General features: G+C 39.3%; 17 protein-coding genes and 1 riboswitch. Of the genes, 11 read left to right on the top strand and 6 right to left on the bottom strand.

What is annotated here, in order from left to right:
* Positions 1-586 precede the first annotated feature (586 nt).
* The 3 genes from NSS75_RS11010 to NSS75_RS11000 all read left to right on the top strand — a co-directional run bounded on the left by NSS75_RS11010 (position 587) and on the right by NSS75_RS11000 (position 3469).
* Positions 587-2002, top strand: coding sequence for a sugar porter family MFS transporter (locus tag NSS75_RS11010; RefSeq protein ID WP_024121667.1), 1416 nt, complete (start codon positions 587-589; stop codon positions 2000-2002).
* Positions 2003-2235: 233 nt separating this feature from the next.
* Positions 2236-2712: a hypothetical protein gene (locus tag NSS75_RS11005; protein WP_101861434.1), complete on the top strand. Its 477-nt coding sequence runs from the start codon at positions 2236-2238 to the stop codon at positions 2710-2712.
* A gap of 277 nt (positions 2713-2989) precedes the next feature.
* On the top strand, positions 2990-3469 hold the full coding sequence (locus tag NSS75_RS11000; RefSeq protein WP_339237625.1) for a DUF4944 domain-containing protein: 480 nt from the start codon (positions 2990-2992) through the stop codon (positions 3467-3469).
* Positions 3470-3622: 153 nt separating this feature from the next.
* Here the strand turns inward: NSS75_RS11000 and NSS75_RS10995 are convergent, their stop codons facing one another.
* Complete coding sequence (locus NSS75_RS10995) at positions 3623-3979, bottom strand: YoqO family protein (RefSeq protein WP_339233085.1); 357 nt, start codon at positions 3977-3979, stop codon at positions 3623-3625.
* Positions 3980-4322: 343 nt separating this feature from the next.
* On the opposite strand from NSS75_RS10995, the gene NSS75_RS10990 reads away from it, so the two are divergent.
* Positions 4323-4679, top strand: coding sequence for a DUF3221 domain-containing protein (locus NSS75_RS10990; RefSeq protein WP_339233083.1), 357 nt, complete (start codon positions 4323-4325; stop codon positions 4677-4679).
* 298 nt (positions 4680-4977) lie between these two features.
* Here NSS75_RS10990 and NSS75_RS10985 read toward each other — a convergent pair whose 3' ends face one another.
* Together NSS75_RS10985 and NSS75_RS10980 are read right to left on the bottom strand one after the other, a co-directional pair.
* Positions 4978-5523, bottom strand: coding sequence for a hypothetical protein (locus NSS75_RS10985; protein WP_024121661.1), 546 nt, complete (start codon positions 5521-5523; stop codon positions 4978-4980).
* Positions 5524-5722: 199 nt separating this feature from the next.
* Positions 5723-6229: a VanZ family protein gene (locus tag NSS75_RS10980; protein ID WP_240312862.1), complete on the bottom strand. Its 507-nt coding sequence runs from the start codon at positions 6227-6229 to the stop codon at positions 5723-5725.
* A 1409-nt stretch (positions 6230-7638) separates the two neighbouring features.
* Here NSS75_RS10980 and NSS75_RS10975 point away from each other — a divergent pair.
* The gene (locus tag NSS75_RS10975) at positions 7639-8412 is read left to right on the top strand and encodes an acetoin reductase (protein WP_339233079.1); all 774 of its coding nucleotides are present in this window, start codon (positions 7639-7641) and stop codon (positions 8410-8412) included.
* Between the two features lie 298 nt (positions 8413-8710).
* Here NSS75_RS10975 and NSS75_RS10970 read toward each other — a convergent pair whose 3' ends face one another.
* Complete coding sequence (locus tag NSS75_RS10970; RefSeq protein WP_024121656.1) at positions 8711-9748, bottom strand: pectate lyase; 1038 nt, start codon at positions 9746-9748, stop codon at positions 8711-8713.
* Between the two features lie 169 nt (positions 9749-9917).
* Here NSS75_RS10970 and NSS75_RS10965 point away from each other — a divergent pair, with 169 nt between their 5' ends.
* Together NSS75_RS10965 and NSS75_RS10960 are read left to right on the top strand one after the other, a co-directional pair.
* On the top strand, positions 9918-10595 hold the full coding sequence (locus tag NSS75_RS10965) for a YoaK family protein (protein ID WP_106021707.1): 678 nt from the start codon (positions 9918-9920) through the stop codon (positions 10593-10595).
* Positions 10596-10887: 292 nt separating this feature from the next.
* Complete coding sequence (locus tag NSS75_RS10960) at positions 10888-11586, top strand: expansin EXLX1 family cellulose-binding protein (RefSeq protein WP_216394235.1); 699 nt, start codon at positions 10888-10890, stop codon at positions 11584-11586.
* Between the two features lie 436 nt (positions 11587-12022).
* On the opposite strand, the gene NSS75_RS10955 is transcribed toward NSS75_RS10960, so the two are convergent.
* Both NSS75_RS10955 and NSS75_RS10950 read right to left on the bottom strand, forming a co-directional pair.
* Complete coding sequence (locus tag NSS75_RS10955) at positions 12023-12319, bottom strand: hypothetical protein (protein ID WP_185847887.1); 297 nt, start codon at positions 12317-12319, stop codon at positions 12023-12025.
* Positions 12320-12429: 110 nt separating this feature from the next.
* Complete coding sequence (locus tag NSS75_RS10950; RefSeq protein WP_185847888.1) at positions 12430-14472, bottom strand: molybdopterin oxidoreductase family protein; 2043 nt, start codon at positions 14470-14472, stop codon at positions 12430-12432.
* Between the two features lie 148 nt (positions 14473-14620).
* Positions 14621-14712: riboswitch (SAM riboswitch) on the top strand.
* Positions 14713-14809: 97 nt separating this feature from the next.
* Here NSS75_RS10950 and NSS75_RS10945 point away from each other — a divergent pair.
* The 4 genes from NSS75_RS10945 to NSS75_RS10930 all read left to right on the top strand — a co-directional run bounded on the left by NSS75_RS10945 (position 14810) and on the right by NSS75_RS10930 (position 19683).
* Positions 14810-15832, top strand: coding sequence for a 2-hydroxyacid dehydrogenase (locus tag NSS75_RS10945; protein WP_185847889.1), 1023 nt, complete (start codon positions 14810-14812; stop codon positions 15830-15832).
* Positions 15833-15848: 16 nt separating this feature from the next.
* The gene (locus tag NSS75_RS10940; protein WP_339233075.1) at positions 15849-17327 is read left to right on the top strand and encodes an FGGY family carbohydrate kinase; all 1479 of its coding nucleotides are present in this window, start codon (positions 15849-15851) and stop codon (positions 17325-17327) included.
* 85 nt (positions 17328-17412) lie between these two features.
* A complete protein-coding gene (locus tag NSS75_RS10935; protein WP_185847891.1) occupies positions 17413-18657 on the top strand; it encodes an MFS transporter in 1245 nt (414 codons plus the stop codon).
* A gap of 474 nt (positions 18658-19131) precedes the next feature.
* On the top strand, positions 19132-19683 hold the full coding sequence (locus NSS75_RS10930; protein ID WP_024121646.1) for a MarR family transcriptional regulator: 552 nt from the start codon (positions 19132-19134) through the stop codon (positions 19681-19683).
* The last annotated feature ends 5 nt before the right edge of the window (positions 19684-19688 follow it).

The raw sequence follows: 19688 nt of genomic DNA, 5'->3' as shown, positions 1-19688 counted from the left end.
TGTTTCTTTCTATCTCAATCAACCAACATTCATTATAATGATATCGCTATTTATTGTGAATGTAATTTTTCTTAACACGTTTATATTTGAGTACTAGCTTTTGATCAATATTCCAATATCACAAAAAGGTTTCAAAAATGTAACCATGAAGAACATGTTTAGCTGAATTTCCTGAAATCATTCGGAGTATAAGGGGATTAGTATGTAATCCTGGTGTTAGGCGTTTTATCTGGGAAAATCCTATGATTGCTAAAAAACTTCAGAAGTTTTTTATTGACTGAAAACGCTTTTAAAATTATGATAATACCAAACCTAACAAGGATGTAACAAAAATATAACTAGGACATAACAAAAAAGTGGATATGTTTCTCGTGGTAAATGAAAACGATTTCAATTAGGCTGTTTTTGCGAAAAGCCTCTTCGCTGCATTGAGTATTGCTAATTTTCAGATTGATAAGGTCTCGGGAAATAAAAAAACTGGCTGAAACGAGTATTGCTCTTTAAAAGAGAAAGGGTGAATCCAGCACACTCGGTTGACAGAATGAAAAAATGTATAAAGCATTCTTCATAAAGGTGGGGAAAGGGTATGAAAGAACAACGAAATCCCAGGTCGTTTTTGCAGTTGATAATGATTTCAGCAACATTTGGCGGGCTTCTCTTTGGATATGACACCGGAGTTATAAATGGAGCCTTGCCTTTTATGGCAAGATCTGATCAACTTAACTTAACACCGGTCACAGAAGGGCTGGTTACAAGCATGCTTCTATTAGGAGCAGCGTTTGGTGCATTGCTGTGCGGCAAATTGGCTGACCGCTATGGCCGACGTAAAATGATCCTTAATCTTTCCTTTTTATTCTTTCTGGCATCACTCGGAACAGCAATTGCGCCGAATGTTTTAACGATGGTTATCTTTCGGTTTTTGCTGGGACTGGCTGTCGGTGGGGCATCATCAATGGTACCGGCCTTTTTAGCAGAAATGGCGCCGTATGAGAAAAGAGGGCGTATGGTAACGCAAAATGAACTGATGATCGTCGGCGGGCAATTTTTAGCCTACGTTTTTAATGCGATTCTTGGTGTTGCAATGGCTGATACAGGGCATGTTTGGAGATACATGCTTGTCCTTTGTGCCATACCGGCTCTCCTATTATTTGCAAGTATGCTCATGGTTCCGGAGAGCCCGAGGTGGCTAACTTCTAAAGGTAAAAAAAGCGAGGCGCTGCGCGTTCTTAAACTCATACGTGACGAGAAAAGGGCAGAAGCAGAATTTAAAGAAATACAAGCAGCGGCAGTCAAAGATTCAAATGTAGAGAAGGTATCTATCAAAGAGTTCTCTACACCATGGCTGCGCCGTCTTTTATGGATTGGGATCGGTGTTGCCATCGTTAATCAAATCACAGGCGTCAATTCGATTATGTATTACGGTACTCAAATCCTGCAAGAATCCGGTTTTGGTACAAAGGCAGCTTTAATCGCTAATATTGGGAATGGATTGATATCAGTCATTGCCGTTATCATCGGCATTTGGCTGGTTGGCAGGGTGAACCGGCGCCCGATATTGATGATTGGTTTATCAGGAACGACCACAGCGCTTTTATTCATTGCCATATTTTCAATCGTGTTTGATGGATCAGCAGCACTCCCGTATATCGTGCTATCTTTGACCGTTTTATTTCTAGCCTTTATGCAGGGCTGTGTCGGACCAGTAACATGGCTGGTCATTGCAGAAATATTCCCGCAAAAAGTAAGAGGGCTTGGTTCTGGCATCAGTGTATTTTTCCTCTGGATTTTAAACTTTATCATCGGTTTTGCTTTTCCAATCATGCTTAGCTCTGCAGGCTTATCCTTTACTTTCTTTATATTTGTCGCTTTGGGTATCTTGGCAATCGGTTTTGTGTACAAATTCATGCCGGAAACTAAGGGGCGAACACTTGAAGAACTAGAAGAGCATTTCCGTTCAATGGATAGAAATTATGACTCTGAAAAATCAATTCATGAAGCGTGATTATCTTATTAAAATGATATTGAATGCAATGGTTAAGCAGCCCACTTTCATCAAGTGGACAATAACAAGTAATTGTTTTCGACTAATCTTCTTGAAAATTTTACTTCTGTCTATGAACATATTAATAGTATTGCATTTGTAATTAAAGCTCTCTTTATGAGGGCTTTTTATTATGCGTCATACCGGACACTTATATTGGGGAAGCTAATGAAAAAGAAAGAAGGAGATACGAAGTGAAGAAGCATTTACTTTCCTTATGTGTTTTATTATTTGCATTGACTTTTGTTCAAACAAAGACTCAAGCCCTGACATTTACAGAATTGCCAATTAAACAAAAAACAGAACAATGGTCAGTCGAAATAGCTGAAGCAAAAAATGCAAAGGAATTAGCGAGTCCAAAAAAGGGGGAATATCACGTATATTCAATGGAAATCAAAAACATAGGGGAAGCCGCAGCTACAGTGGATGTACAATTGTATAGAAATGATCCTGATTCAACCACGAGGTTTTCACTTTTTGGCTGTCCCGAAAACTGTGTGAGACAGAAGGAGGATTTAATAAGCTTAGCCAAAAGTTTAAACGATGGTGCACCGCTGAAGTTTAACCATTTTATGGTGGCTGAAAAGGCATCTGAATTAGAGGTTGTTATTATTTGGACACAAAAAGGAAAAGAAGGACGCCAATTAAAACAAACCTTTACATTCAGTTAGAAGAGGTGAATTAGACAATGTAGTGACCTACATAGGACTTGAGCATTAAAGCTGTTTGAATGTTGTATCCATTTGGGTTAACAGGCAGATAATCAACACCTGATCAGTATTAAGGCAGACATAGATGCGCTGCGAATCACCAAGAAAGTCTTATGTGACTGCAAAACTGAAAAGACAATTTATTGGGCTGCTTTATGAGCAGCTTTTTTTATATTCTTTTTCAAGTAACATTTTGCCCATTTATTCTACTAATAAAATGAAGAAAGCGAGGGGAAACATGAGAAGCAAAAATAAAATCAAAAGATCACTAATCATTACAGCTCTATTATTGATTTGTTTAGTAACGTTCTTCGCAATGATATCAGGAGACAAAGTAAAATATGAGGGAAGCAGCAGGAACGGATTGTGGGTTTCTACCATTGAAAAATCAGATAAAACATCGATTGGCCCTAATTACTTCTTGAATTTATACTGGCAGGGGAACAAGAAAGAAGCGAAAAGAACCATTGTTGAAAGAATCATATTGTATATAGATGGTAAAAAGTACGATGACAGAGAAGATTATGATTTATCAGAGTACACAGGTGAAGAAATGCCAGGCGGAGGACAAATGGAAGACCACATTGCTACGTTTGATTTTATGCCTGAAGATGAAGTAATTGGACATGATGTAGTTGTTAAGGTGGAGTGGAAGACCGGTAGGGAAAAACATACAGATAAAATAAGATTACAAGAGAAGCCATGGTATAAAAGATAAATCTGCAATGGCAAGTTTAGGGATGAACGTCCAAAATATAGGTCTGCTTTCAGAAACATCTGATTGATAAGTACATGTCATGATAAAGGCATGTTTTTATTCAAAGTAAAAATAAAACATGCGAGTTTAGTTCCTTACCTGTACATAAAATGCTTACATTTCTTTCAAATGCTCGTAAAGCAATCTAAAGCAAACAGTACCAGATATCAAAGGGACTGCAAACAAAATAATCACTGCTATGATCTCCCAGCCGTTAAAAAAATCGTGGTTTTTAATGAATACCTGTCCTTCTAAAATGATAAAAGTTATAATCCCTGTTAATACTAAAAAGCATGAAAACAGAATGCTCCTTGCTTTTGGTTTTAGCTTTTTAAACTCATCTTTAAAATAAATGAAAACGAGAACTAAAGAGCAAAAGGATGCTACAGTGCTTATTACATCAATATTTTTCATGACTTTCGCAATGATGATACATAAGATGAAAAGAAAAAATGTTAATTTTTTAGACAAAAAATCGCTCCTTATTTTATGGCTACCCAAAAAGTTTACAAGTTTTTCACAATAGGCACAATGCGATGGCAGTAAATTAATCAATTAGTTAACGAAATAGGTTTTTTTATCTTATTGTACCATGTACTAAATATTCAATCGTTTTTTATGTGCGGGCACTAGGGAATAATGTGTAACGGAAAGGCAAAACTGAATTGAAGAGAGTTTACCTGTGGTAAATGTGTTCTTCAAATCTATAAACTTGTACTGTCTTCCCGGTTCAGTACTCTTGTGTCGCGTTATTATAAATTACCTCTAAAATGATTTGCACTGTTATAAAACATACACCAAAAAGGAGAGATAAATGCGTAAAATCGGGATATTGGTCTTAGCGTTCTTTGCTTTTATTTCAGGCTGCAATGATAAGGTAGAAAATAAAATAAAAACGCCAAAGATGCAGAACCTTGTTGGTTTTATCCTTTTTAAGGATGATAAGTCAGCCGTTTTTCTTGAGGGCAAACATGCTCCTGAAAAAGAGGACTTTGAATTGTCTCAAGATAGACTAATAAGAAAATATAAAAATCATGTTGTGATATTGGGATTAAGTCAAATTGAAAACAAAGAAGACCTTGTGGCAGGTAAAAAAATGAAGGTGTGGTTCAACACTCTTAAAGAATCTGATCCTCCAAAAGCAACAATTAAAAAATTCAATTGGTTATAAAGGTTGGCATCCCCCGCATATGATCGCTTAATAGAAAGTTCTACAATTATTATATTTTATAATGGTACTGCCATAAACAGCGCTATATTCAAATACTGAGATGGCTGAAAAAAATCAATAAACACAGATGTTCTCTTTACCACGCACAAGAGCATGAACATCGCTTACACAATCAATGCAGCTTGTTGCTGTATAAAAGCAGCATGATGGGCGAGGGCGGCAAGTTTAGCATAAAAAACAGCACTCACACGAAGATGTAGTGCTGTTTTAACGTTTGCAGAGCATTGCATAAAAGTGGTTATTTCCAGACTGACAAATATTTCTTTCGATATTTGCTATCTTTCTCGATCTCAATCATGTCCATTGCTATTTCCCTAATATGCTCATCTTTATCTTCATCGTATAATTTTTTTAATCCTACAATCATATCGTAGCGAATCAATGTATAATGTTTTTCGTTCATTCCATTTTTAAAACGATCAATAATATGAGTAAGCACCAGTTCTTTTTGTTCTGGCCCAGCTAAGCCAACCTTCCAGATTGCTTGCAAACTATGCCGAGCAGTTACAAATTTTGAATCCCTGGTCACTTCCCATAACGCTGGAAAGTCGTGCAGCATCCGTTTATCCGGATCACTGATTGCTAAACCAGCAAGAAACTGTGCAGCTCTCGCTCGCCTGTGGTTATCCGGATCGGTCAGCCATCCTATTAATTGATCCCATACTTCATAAGCCCAGTCTACTTTTTCTTTTGTGGCGTTAATAATATTCTGAAAAGCTTCTAATTGCAGGCTTTTGTCCTTTGCTTCTAGATTTTCAAAATGAGATTTCATTATACTGTCCATTTTCGTATCACCTTAAAATGATTAGTTATGTTGATTATATCCTTTCACTTGCGATCTTCCAATAAACATCATTTCTCGCGCTAGTGAATGCTTACCTTTTCCTATTATGTCTTTCTAATTCAATTTCAACATAAAATCTGTTACATTGGCTGGTCTTTACATTGTGTACTTGATGAGGGCTACATATCTTGTTTACAGATCAGATGTTTATGAAAGAATCATTTTTAAATCGTAATTTTTTATATAACGATCGAAGAATACAAAACAGCGAGTAACCTATTGCAGCACCTGACGTATTAAGGATTAAATCATCAACGTCAAAACTTCTATAAGAGTTTCTTAAATACATAGAAATCGAAAGTTGCGTTAGTTCTATAGACAATGAAATAAAAAATCCAGTTAATAACATTCTTTTTAGGTTCCTTAACTTGTCAAATAAAAGAGGGAACAACAAGCCAATTGGCAACAGTAAAATCAGATTTCCGCCAAGAGATCTTATCACATAAAACTGCAAGCCTAGATGATAAATATCTACAAAGAAATAAAACGGGATAAAGTTATTTCCATACAAAAATGGATGATAAGAATCGTTCCTCCAGTTCGCAATTAAATCATGATCTATAGGTAAAGGGAATATTGTAACGCTTATCAGTTCAAAGAAGTAAACGATTAAACAAACAATAACAAGATGCTTATCATTGGCCATTCGTTCTTTCTTAAATATAAATCGCTTAATAATTCTATAAAGAATAAAACAAAAATAAAGTACAAACATGAATGGCAAGAGAAAAGTTGAGTCAAGCATAAATACACCACAATTTCTTTTTTGAATCTATTTTAACATAATTAGGAAAGAGATTAAGATTAAATAAAAAAGACTTTTATCTAGATTTAAAAGGAGGAAAGGGAAGGTGAAACTCAATAACGACAGTGATTTCCAAACCAATTTTGCTGACATGTTTTTAAGAAACGGTTGAGGAGAAGTTTATTGCTCATATGAGTCAAAGTTGAAAATGATTGGAGTGATAGTGAATTGATAAATTGTTAAAGAATAAAAAAATAACTAAATGTGTTGAAAAGATCAATTGCTCTAATAAAGGGGGGGTTCTTTTAAAGAATGCCTAATTTCGTATGGACAAATGACATTTGGCTGTGAGGTAAATACAATACAGTAAACTAGATGAGCGAATGGAGGGTTCGATGTGTTTAGACAATATCCAGTTTGGTATACACAAACACCTTACTATCTGAATTATCATGTGCCTCAATACCAAACAATCTCTTATGATCCACAACTATGCTATCAACGTTGCATGTATCAAACTGGCGGTAACTATGTTATGAAGAAATACAAGTGTAAAAGAGGGGACTTTCTCCTCTTTAAAACCACATAAATATAAATTAAAAATGAAGAATCTGATAAAAAAGGAAGTAAATTAGGATAACTCTATTTGTTAAACGATACATCTCAATTATAAATAATGATATCTCAGTTGAAGAATTTAAACCAAGTAGGAGCCAGAAAAAGCTTGCAGCTTAAAGAATTACAAAGGAAACAAGAGGACGGCAGCATCGGCAATACATATGATTACTAAGCTTGCTAAGAAAATAGAATGTTAACTGATGAAAAAGTTGACCAGGTCGATGATCTTCTTCATCAGTTAAAGAACGCTTCATCACGCATGCTTTGGAATCAAGACCAATTAAACTCAAAGGCATTTACACACTATGCTTTTACGAAATTCAAAGGTATTGTAATCAAGGAAAACTACATCTATGGGTAAGACCGTAGCAATGAAACATTGGGTACCGGTCTAATGAAATCCAATACAATGTATTACAGCACATGAATACTAAAGAAAATGGATAAGAGCTCGGTGTCCATATCTTTAACAATAATGAGGGCTCGGTTACACACGTCCTATAGATCATTTCAATTAAGGGATCAATCCTGAAGTGAAGAACTTTATTACTTTACACACGATGATTTCAACTTGAATTAATTAATATAATACAAGCTTTCTTTTGAGACAGCAGTTTACATTATGTGGAGAAACACTGATTTGTTAAAATAAATATATCGTCACTATACCTCATTGCGAAAGGGGAATATTTATGACCAAGGTAGCGATAGTTACTGGTTCCGCAGGCGGATTAGGGAGAGGGATAGCAGAGAGATTGTGCAAGGATGGTTTTAGTGTCGTTCTGCATGATATTAACGAGGAACTGCTGCATGCAACTGTATCAGACTTCAAAGAAAAAGGCTATCATGTTATCGGAGTAAAAGGGGATGTATCCAAGCGTGATGATCAATTCAATTTAGTTAAAGCAGCGGCAGATACATTTGGCCGTTTGGATGTGTTTGTAAACAATGCAGGTATTGAGGCAGTTTCGTCATTTTTAGAAATAACAGAAGAACAACTGAATCAATTGTTCAAGGTTAATGTCAATGGCGTTGTGTTTGGTACTCAAGCAGCTGCTGATCAGTTCATTAAGCAAGAAACAAAAGGCAAAATCATTAACGCATGCAGTATAGCAGGTCACGAATCATTTGAAATGCTTGGCACATATTCCGCAACGAAGCACGCAGTGAAATCTTTTACACATTCAGCTGCTAAAGAGTTAGCCAAATATCAAATAACAGTTAACGCATATTGTCCTGGTGTTGCAAAAACAAAAATGTGGGATCGCATTGATGAGGAAATGGTTAAACATAGCGATGATTTAAAACCAGGAGAAGCTTTTGAAAAATTCTCTTCAGACATTGCTCTAAAAAGATATCAAACACCTGAAGATGTGGCCAATTTAGTCTCATTTCTAGCTTCAGATGATTCAGATTATATCACCGGTCAAGCTATTTTAACTGATGGCGGCCTGGTTTATAGATGATAGAATGTACAGTAAAATAAAAGAATCCATTTTAGAAATGGATTCTTTTTGTTTGAGATGAAACCATAATGACCTAGTTGTATAATGAGAAAAGCAATTCAGAGGTCCGTGTGTTCATTCAATGAAAATGGAGTGAACATGTTGGCAAAAAAATATTTGGTCCGTCAGCATGTTCATCTTGTGCAGGAATGATATGTTGGACAAGCAACATCGTGGCGCATGTGAGTTTTAGACACAAGCCAGACGAACAATACATAGCCATAAAGAGAGGCTTGGCGTTATACAAGCCCTCTTTGTGTCAGTAGCCAAAAACCAATGTTGTACTTTGTGATCCGGCATATTTTGTGACAAATTCTTTTGTGTACTGCGGAGTTTGAACCCGGTAGCTGTAATTGGAGCCTGGATTCCACGTTGTCAACGGTGAGGATTGCCTGTTCAAGGATGGATAGCTTCCTGTATCCTTAAAGTATCCGGTGCCCTTGTCATCAAGGATTCCGCCTTTTTCGCTGCCTTTTCCAAAATAATTGTATTCAGAATATATTTTTGCTTTTGTCGCGATGGTAATTGCTTGGTTAAAATTGTTGCTGTAATTGTTTTTGACATGAAAGTAGCCATATCTCATCAGCCCCGGGCCTCTTACATACAAATTCTCAAAATAGTTGTTGGCGATGGTCATGTGCGGATAGCCGTCATATTGGTGCTGGGAATCATCAGGATATCCTAAAATTAAACCGTACTTATGATTTGCGAATTTTGAGTTGCTGATGGTGATATAATCAGCTGATTTACCGATATACAACAGCTTGTCCAGGTCACTTCCGCCAGCACTATAGCTGTGTCCTGAAAATGTAACATGGTCGATCCAGTAGTTAAAGCCTGAATCGAGATAAAGCTGAATATCGTTATTTCCGTTAATCTGCGGGCTGTGTTCAAAGGTCAGATTTTGAAAGATGACGTTTCCGGATGAAGAAGATGTTGTTAAATAAATATTTTTCAGCGTTTTTTTAGCGTAAGAACCTACAAGTGTTTTATTTGAACCAATCGTTACCGTTGTTTTTGAAGAAGCGGTTAAATCATTTTGAAGCACTAAAATTTTAGGTGTTGATCCGCTCAGATGGGTTTTTAAATCATTTAGACTTTGGATATAAACGATCTGGCCGTTTTTTCCGCCGGTTGTGCTGGCTTTAGAGACTCCTTTTTCATTTTTTGCATTTCCGGCAAATCCTAAAATGCCATTCGTCGAGGTATTTGGAAAATCGACGGCGCCTAAAGCTTTTTCAGGCAAGAGAAGCAATAATAAACTTAACATGGCAAATAATAAAGAAAATCGTTTCAAAGCCACTCAGCTTCCTTTCAAATTTAAATAATTTACATATGGATTATTATTACAGTTGGACAACAGTAAGAATAGAGTCTATATTCCTGATCAAAACCGGGATTTTATATGTTTTTTGATGCAAATAAAAGAGTTACAGTTGGAACCACACGAAAGGATTGATACACCATTGACTGCTGCAGCATATCGAAACACTTTGCTTTCTCTTCTTTGTTTAACAGCGGGAATCGTGGATGTGATCGGTTATTTAAGCCTAGGACACGTCTTCACTGCTAATATGACGGGAAATATCGTTTTATTGGGATTAGCAATCGGAAAATCTCTTCAAGTCACTGTTTTTCATTCTTTAACTGCGCTAATCGGCTTTATCGTGGGAGTGATTGTTTCCACGATCATTGTTGGAAAGGCAGAGAAAACATTTTGGCCATCCGCTGTAACAAAAGCTCTGGCAATTGAAGCGTTCATTTTATTTGTTTTTGCTTGTCTTTCAATATCTGCTGCTTTCGTTCCGGTGTACATCCTTATTATCCTTTTGAGTATTGCCATGGGGATACAAACAATAGCAGCTAAACAACTGGGGATTGCAGGCATTTCTTCTACAGTTTTGACCGGAACATTGGCTTCTCTTTTAGAGGACCTTTCCGGCCGGTTGTTTTTCTCTAAACAGAATAAAACATTCTTAAGAGATGCTGTGTTAAGGGCGCTGGCCATCATATTATATTGTGTGGGGGCTGTTATTGTAGCTTTTGCAGATCCACATTTTCATTACATTATTATCTGGTTTCCGATTGTGCTCATTTTAGGTATTATACTTACTGCTCTGACCAAGTTGCAAAAGGTAAAGTGAAATTCTCCCGCTTGCGATTTCAAGCGGGGATGGGAATTTTTTGAGCTGATATACTTCAGATCCTCACTATAGCTATCCATATTCTATCCATATTAATGAAACAAGAATTTTGGCTCATATGTGCATCTGAACATAAGTATTGCATAGTCGTATAAAACGCACCCTTTGATATATATAGAATAGTGAATTAGGCATAAATCAATCTATGAATCTATGTCCTCTTTCAATCCATATCGAATGAGTATTACAATGATAATGATTCTCATTCGAAATTTGGATTAGGAGGATGTCTATGAAAAAGAAGATCAGTGCTGTTATTAGCGTGGTTATGTTGATGATTCTTTGTTTTTGCCCGCAGGCTTCGGCAGCCTATAACGATTTGCACGAAGGCTATGCAACCTATACCGGATCAGGCTATTCAGGAGGAGCTTTCCTTCTTGACCCTATCCCATCTGACATGGAGATTACGGCAATTAACCCAAAGGATCTTAATTACGGCGGTGTGAAAGCCGCTCTTGCCGGCTCTTATCTTGAAGTGGAAGGGCCAAAGGGGAAGACGATCGTCTATGTTACCGATCTATATCCTGAGGGTGCCCCAGGAGCCCTTGATCTTTCACCCAATGCCTTCAGCAAAATCGGTGCTATGAAAGATGGGAAAATCAAAATCAAATGGCGTGTGATCAAAGCGCCAATCACTGGCAATTTCACATACCGGATTAAAGAAGGCAGCAGCCAGTGGTGGGCGGCAATCCAAGTTAGAAATCACAAGTATCCCGCTATGAAAATGGAATACTACAAAGACGGAAAGTGGATCAACATGGAGAAAACGGACTATAATCATTTCCTCAGCACCAATTTAGGAACGGGCTCTCTTAAAGTCAGAATCACTGACATTCGAGGAAAAGTTGTAAAAGACACGATTCCAAAGCTTCCTGCAAACGGAACATCTGGGGCGTACACAGTTCCCGGGCATGTTCAGTTTCCTGAATAAAACCTTTGAAAAACGGCGGAAAATCTAAATTTTCCGCCGTTTTTTTATACGTGCAAATGATTATGAAATAAGAATGTTGTGACTTACTTATGCAAGTTGGCACAGCAACGGTAGAGGAACATTTTAAATGAAAAGTCCTGCTCAAGAAAAAGGGCTAAACGAATCCTGCGACTGGTCTTTGTCTTTCAGCTACTTGGATGCTAGATGGTGACTCTGTATTCATTTGGCAACCCCTCCACCAAAGACAGCAATACCTATACTTGATAAGTAAAAATCAATATTTGCATATGTGGGCTGCTTTCGTTAATGTGTTGATTGGTTTCAAATTAAATAAATAACTAAAGAACCAATAAATTGATCAAAAAGCGTTTCCAATCCTGCTTTTTGTTGTGTTTGGGAAAGAAATTTCATAGCTCGTCTTATTGAAAAATTCGCATTAATCTTTCGCTTGTTGTTTCTCTCCTAATGTTAATACCCATTCTCTTAAGATATGTTTTTGCACATATCTTTTTCCGTCAATATCAATATGAGGGAGGTCTGTGAGATCCTTTGCTAAGAGTTTCGCCTCCGCTTGGGTTATTCCTAAAAAATGCCCGATGTAAAAGTAAATATCTCGTTCTTTAATCAGCATGATGTCATTTTTTTCGTTAGCTTTTGGGTTGTTAATATGCTTTAATCCTTCTCCGATAAAATATCCAGCCAATGCAATACCGATTCCTAAAAAAACGTCCATGTGTATGCCTCCATTATGTACTCGTCATGTTATACGGTCAATCTATACCATTGGTTTCATTTTGTTGACTGTGTACACAAAAAACCGCCAGAGCAAGCTCTGGACGGTTTCTATGCTTTTTCAATCTGCACTCGGCCTGAGAAAAAAGTGGCACCTCCGCCCATATCAGACAAGCGGTCGGGGGTCAGGGCGTTAACAAGCTGATTTTTGCCTGGTTCATCTGCCCATAATCCTTGACTGACGACAACACCGGGCAGCACTTGTTCTCCAACTGCGGCGGTTAGTTCACACTCACCTCGGCTGTTCCAAATCCGTACGGCTTCACCATCAGTGATGCCGTGTTTTTCGGCATCTTTCGTGTTGATAAAGAGTTTCGGTGTCTTTTCAAGTTTGACGTGTTTTGCATTATTGGAAAACGTTGAGTTTAAGAAATTATGATTAGGCCCGGGAACATACATAAACGGAAATTCATGATCCGGCGCAAGCGGCGTATGTGTCGGTAACGGCGGGAAACCGGCTTGTTTCATTTTTTCTGAATATAATTCTATTTTTCTGCTCGGTGTCGGCAATTTACCCGGAAATAGCGGCTTTTCACGCTTCGCCTTCATAAACGAACGTTCAGTAAGTGATTCATAAGTAATCTCTGCTAAATAAGGATTATCCGGATGGTGAAGCGCCTGGCGGATTAAGTCTTCATCTGAATCTTTAAGCTCCTGATCCGTAAATCCCATTGCCTCAGCCAATAACCGGAATACCTCAGTATTAGACTTACTTTCTCCGTATTTCTCAATAACCGGCTGCTGCAGCTGAATGTAATGATGCCAGTATGAGGTGTAAAAATCAGTATTTTCAAAAGCAGATGCAGCGGGCAGTACAATGTCCGCATATTTGGCCGTTTCTGTTAAAAACAAATCATGAACCACGGTGAACAAGTCATCCCGCAGGAGGCCTTGTCTGACTTTGTTCGCTTCTGGCGCCACAACGGCTGGATTCGTCCCATAAATAAAGAGGGAGCGAACAGGAGGGTCTGTTTCCAGAAGAACACTGCCCAGCTGGTTCATATTAAACGATCTCGGTGTGCGGCCTTTCAGTAAATCAGGACGCTGAAGCGCGGTGGTGTTATATTCTAAAATTCCGCTGTTATGCTTGATGGCACCGCCTCCTGTATGCATCCATTGACCGGTAATTGCCGGAAGACAGGCAATCGTTCTTACAATCATTCCGCCGTTGTCATGATGCTGAAGGCCGTTTCCGATTCTGATAAAGGAAGGGGAGGTTTCACCGTACATTTTTGCCAGCTGATAGATATCGTCGGTACTGATACCAGTGATCAGGGATACCTTTTCTGGATGATACTGTTTCGCATGCTCGCGCAGTTCTTCATAGCCGACTGTATATTTTGAAAGAAACGCTTCATCGTGAAGATTTTCTTTAAATAAAATGTGCATGATGCCGAGGGCAAGCGCGCTGTCGGTACCGGGTTTTATAGGAATAAACCAGTCTGCTAGACGCCCTGTCTGATTTTTATGCACATCAATCACAATAATTTTTGCGCCTTTTTTCCGTGCTTTTTGGGCGATTGTAATTTGATGCATATTTGTGCTGACTGCGTTAATTCCCCAAAAGATAAACAGTTTCGTATGGATCGTTTCTTCAGGATCGATTCCAGCACTCACACCCATGGTATATTTATAGCCCTCTGATCCGGCTTTGCTGCAAATCGTCCGCTCAAGCTGGCTTGAGCCCAAGCGGTAAAAAAAGCGGCGGTCCATTCCTTCAGCCGTTAATTTTCCCATATTGCCGTAAAAGCTGTAAGGCAGTATGCTTTCAGCTCCTTCTTCATCAATCAGCTGTTTCCAGCGGGATGTGATGGTGTCAATCGCTTCTTCCCAAGAAATTGGTTTAAACTCTGCCTCGCCCTTCACACCTGTTCGTTTTAGCGGAGTCGTCAGCCGCTTTTCATCATAGAGACGCTCAGCCATATTTCGTACTTTGTTGCATATATTTCCGGCTGTCACGGGGTGATCAGGATCACCCTGCACTTTCACAATTTTCCCGTCTTTTTTATGTACCAGCAATCCGCACTGGTCCGGGCAGTCCAGTGAGCAAACGGATTTAAAAATGCCGTTTTGTTGAGTGGCGAACGATTTCATAGCCCAGTTCCTCTCCCTAGTTAGATATATTGTAAGAATTATAACATTTCGAATGATAACGTCAATTCTGAAAAAAAGACATTGACATCAATCTGGGTCTTCTTTATGATTAACGTATTCTCAATTCTGAAAATTACATACAAAACATTTTCTATCAAGAGAGGTGGAGGGACTGGCCCTATGAAACCTCGGCAACATTATTGTGCCAATTCCAGCAAGCGCCAGCTTGAAAGATAGGAAAGTAAGGTTTATACCGGCTTCTGTCTGTGGCAGAGTGCGCCTATACATGAATCTCTTTCCATCTTTGGAGAGAGATTTTTTTGTGTGAATAATAACGATGAAAAGGATGTTTTGCATCATGACGGTTTTGATTACAGCACCGTACAACGAAGAAGGACGAAAAGAGCTTGAAGAATTGTTCGGTTCCGTTGTTTATCAGTCTTGGAAAGAAAACGGCCGGGCATACAGGGAAGATGAATTGATTCAGCTATTAAAAGGATCAAATGCGACGGGTTTGATTACTGAGCTTGATCAGGTGACAGAAAACGTGTTTGCATCAATGCCGGAACTTTCATTTGTGGGAGTATGCAGGGGAATGCCTTCCAATGTTGATGTGGCAGCAGCGTCAAACAGAGACATTCCGGTTTTCTATACACCTGGGCGCAACGCACAAGCTGTTGCTGAAATGTTTATTGGAAATGTGATTTCATTTCTCCGGCATACGAATACCTCTAATCAATGGCTAAAGGATGGAAAATGGAACAGCGATTATTTGCAGGCATATGCCAAATTCAAAGGTAATGAAATAACAGGAAAAACCGTGGGTATGGTCGGATTCGGAGCGGTTGGGCAAAGAATTGCAAAACTGCTGACTGCGTTTGACTGCAAGGTTTTGTATTACGATCCATACGTACAGCACGATTATCCGCAATATGAAAAAGTATCTCTGGAGAAGGTATTTTCAGATAGTGATATCGTTTCTGTTCATCTGCCGCGTACAGATGATACGCTTGGCCTCATTGATCGGCCGTATTTTGACTTGATGAAAGAGAGCGCCATTTTCGTGAATACATCAAGAGCTGTCGTGGTAAACCGAGAGGATCTTTTATCTGTACTGAAAGAAAGTAAAATCAGAGGTGCGATATTAGACGTTTTTTATCATGAGCCGCCAGAGCAATCGGATTATGAATTTATTACATTGCCTAATGTTCTGGCAACACCGCATTTAGCAGGAGCAACATTTGAAGTAGAGGATCATCACGTTACCATTCTGAACGAAGCGCTTAAAAAGTGGAAAGATGAAAAAACTCTCAATATTCCGACTTTATATAACAAAAACGATCTTAAAGCAGAGGTGTAAAAAGGAGGGCATCAGGATGACAAAACAAAAAGGTTATCTCGTATTTGACATTGGCACTGGCAATGCAAGAGTTGCGGTCGTAAGTGTGTCGGGAAGCGTTCAAACGGTTGAACGGGAGGACATTGTATATACGACCGAGCCGCTTTACCCGGACAGCCGCTATTTTTCTCCACAGGCGCTGTGGAATCAAATCATGAATCTGGCTAAACGTGCGATTTCTCGTTCTCATCATATTGAAATTATTGGTCTCACTTCAACAAGTCAAAGACAGGGGATCGTGCTATTTGATCAAAATGGTGAGTCTTTCCTCGGTCTGCCCAACATTGACAATCGGGGCAGGGAGTGGGAGGAAAACATACCGAATCGGGAAGAAGTATACAGCCGAACAGGCCGTCTGCCGACTGCGCTTTTTTCAGCGCTCAAGCTTTATGGTTTAAAGCACCGCCAGCCCTCCTTATGGGAAAAAACTGCAAGCTTCACAAGCATCAGTGATTGGGTGACGTATCAGTTGAGCGGAGTATTGACATATGAACCGTCACAGGCGACGGAAACGCTGCTGTTTGATGTAAAACAAAATACATGGTCAGAAGAGATGTGCAATATATTCGGTTTCTCGCCATCTATTCTTCCGCCTCTAGTAAAAGCGGGAACAGTCATTGGATCGATAACAGATGAGTATGCGGCAGAATTGGGACTATCACATCATGCGAAGGTTATAGCGGGTGGGGGAGATACACAGCTTGCTGTCAAAAGCACTGGTGCTGCTTTGGGAGACGCAGTCATTGTATCAGGTACGACAACACCGATTACCAAAATTATTGATGAAATTCATGAGGACAGACAAAATAAAGCCTGGCTGAACTGCCACACAGATCAAGGACAGTGGCTTGCGGAGACAAATCCCGGGGTAACAGGTCTGAATTTTCAAAAATTAAAGGATATTTTCTATCCGAATGAACCGTACGACGTGATGGAAGAAGAGATTGCTGCTCTTGCTAAGGAAGATCATGCATGTGTATCTTCCCTCGGTTCGTATTTATCGGCAGAAAAAAACGCCCTGACGAAAGGCGGCTTTCTCTTTGATGTACCGCTTTCAGCCAATTTAAGCAGAGCGCATTTTGTACGCGCGGCCTTACAGGAGATTGCATGTTCAATCAAATGGAACTTTGACATTTTAACAGAGATCACTCCGTTTGATCGTGACTATGTGTGGGGATGCGGAGGCGGATTCCAAAGCAGAGCATTTACACAATATATCGCCAATCTTCTTCAGAAAAAAATTTATGTCAAAGAAGGGTACAGTCAGGCATCAGTCGTTGGTGCTGCGGTGGTTTGCAATGAGGCCTATAGATTGACCGAAGAAATGTCTGGAAGTGTTCGGGTGATAGAACCGCAGGATTGCCGGATAGAAATGACTTTATACGAGGAGTGGAAGCAGGTCCAACGCTTCTTTTCAGGGTTAGAGCCGTCATCGGGAAACAAGGTATTAGTATAAGGCGGAATTTGCTGCTAATTGAGGAATTATACATTTTCTTACTTTAATGCGGTAATTGAGATAAGCATCTAAGGAGGATACAGATATGTTAGATAAAATTGGTATACCAAAGCGGCTGGCATGGGGGTTTTTAGGGGTTGTGCTGTTTATGATGGGAGACGGTCTTGAACAAGGATGGCTCAGTCCTTTTTTGATTGAAAATGGGCTCACCGTTCAGCAATCCGCTTCGATTTTTAGTATATACGGCATTTCACTGGCCATCGCTTCATGGTTTTCGGGTGTGTGTCTGGAAGCATTTGGCGCAAAGCGGACGATGTTTATGGGGTTGTTGTTTTATGTGATCGGTACAGCGGCTTTTATCGTCTTCGGATTTGAACAGCTAAATCTGCCTGTCATGTATGTGACTTACTTTATTAAAGGCTTAGGATACCCGCTTTTTGCTTATTCCTTCTTGACATGGGTCATCTACAGAACACCGCAGAACAGGCTCAGCACAGCTGTCGGCTGGTTTTGGATTGCGTATTGTCTGGGCATGTTTGTTTTCGGTGCTTGGTATTCAAGTTATGCAATTAAAACGTTTGGTTATTTAAATACGCTGTGGAGTTCTATTTTCTGGGTATGCCTCGGTGCAGTCTTCGCGTTGTTTATTAATAAAGACCGGTTTGAAAAAAAGAAAAGAAAAAGATCAGAAACGGCGGAGGAGCTTTTAAAAGGGGTTACCATTCTTGTTACCAATCCGCGGGTGCTGACAGGAGGAATGATTAGAATCATCAACAGCATCGGCACATATGGTTTCCCTGTGTTTTTGCCGATGCACATGGCTCAGCACGGCATTTCAACTAATGTGTGGCTGCAGATTTGGGGAACGATTTTTCTGGGCAACATTGTATTTAACCTCATTTTTGGAATTGTCGGTGATAAATTCGGATGGAAAAACACCGTCATTTGGTTTGGAGGTGTCGGCTGCGGCATTTTCACCGTTTTATTATACTATGCGCCTGTTTTTTCAGGCGGGAATATAGCTGTTGTGAGCATCATCGGCTTTATCTGGGGCGGTTTGCTGGCAGGCTACGTGCCGATTGGTGCGATCGTGCCGACAGTTGCCGGAAAAGACAAAGGAGCCGCCATGTCCGTTTTGAACCTCGCAGCCGGCTTATCGGCATTTGTCGGACCTGCTTTAGCTTGGATGTTCATCGGACTCGTCGGTGCACAAGGCGTTGTCTGGATTTTTGCGGTGCTTTATCTTGCGAGTGCAGTCATGACGAAATGTATTAAGCTACCTGAAGAAAAAGAAGTACAGAAAGAGACTTCCCCTCAATATGCATCCTGATGAAAAGCGCCCTGAAACAGGGCGCTTTTTATGATTTTTTTCAGCAATGGTTTCAGTTACAGAGTGCCGCGCAAATGATTGGTCTGGACGGGACTTCATCATTAGGAGTCCGCCAATAAAATAGTTTGGGCGATCGCTTCTGCATTAAAGCGCTTTTTAACTCTCATGATTGTATGCCTTTTTTTAAGTGTATCTTTGCAGGGCACGGCTCAACCATTGTAGTACGATTTAAGGGTCTCCGTATTTCTCTTCAATTAGATCTTCAAAAAAGGCTGATTTCAATGCTTTTTCTTCAACAACTATACGTTGCTGAACCATGATATACCTTTTTTCATATTGATCAATATGGAATTGTTGTATGTTTTGCAAACGAGGACGTAAGTTTTTTGAAATAAAATAGACAATATGTTGACAAACCAAAACGAAGTGCTATGATGATATAGACAACAAATTGTCTTTTGTGGGAGGATTATAATGAACTTTTCTAAAGAACTAAAAGATTTATTTTTAATGCAGCAGTCTTACGCTACACTTTTTTCTGTTTTAAACAAAATTCAATCACGAGGTGATGAGTACTATGAGAGCTTAACGACTAGGCAATTTATGACGATGGTCTCCATACTGCATTTACCGGAAGAAGAAACCACTTTCAACAACATTGCCAAAAAATTAGGTACGTCGAAACAGAACGTAAACAGGCTTGTCAGCAGTATTGAAAAAAGAGGATATGCCGTTACTGTGCCAAGTAAACGTGACAAGCGTGCGGTTAATGTGAAAATTACCGATTCTGGAAAACGCGTTTTAGAGGAGTGCGGTGAAAAAGCTGTGTACTTTATGGCAGATATTTTTCAGGGGTTTTCGACGGAAGAATTAGAGACACTGTGGAATTTATTGAAAAAGCTATACAGTTTTGACGGAGAAGAGCAGGATGGTTTCGAAGAAGATGCTCGTGACTTTGAAATTGAACAAGAACGTGATGATCTGAAAATAAAAATACTTCAGGAGTTCGCAAAACGGAGAATGTAAAAAGG

Source organism: Bacillus sp. FSL K6-1012 (assembly GCF_037964915.1).
GTDB lineage: Bacteria > Bacillota > Bacilli > Bacillales > Bacillaceae > Bacillus > Bacillus halotolerans.
This window is presented reverse-complemented; position numbering and strand designations above follow the sequence as displayed.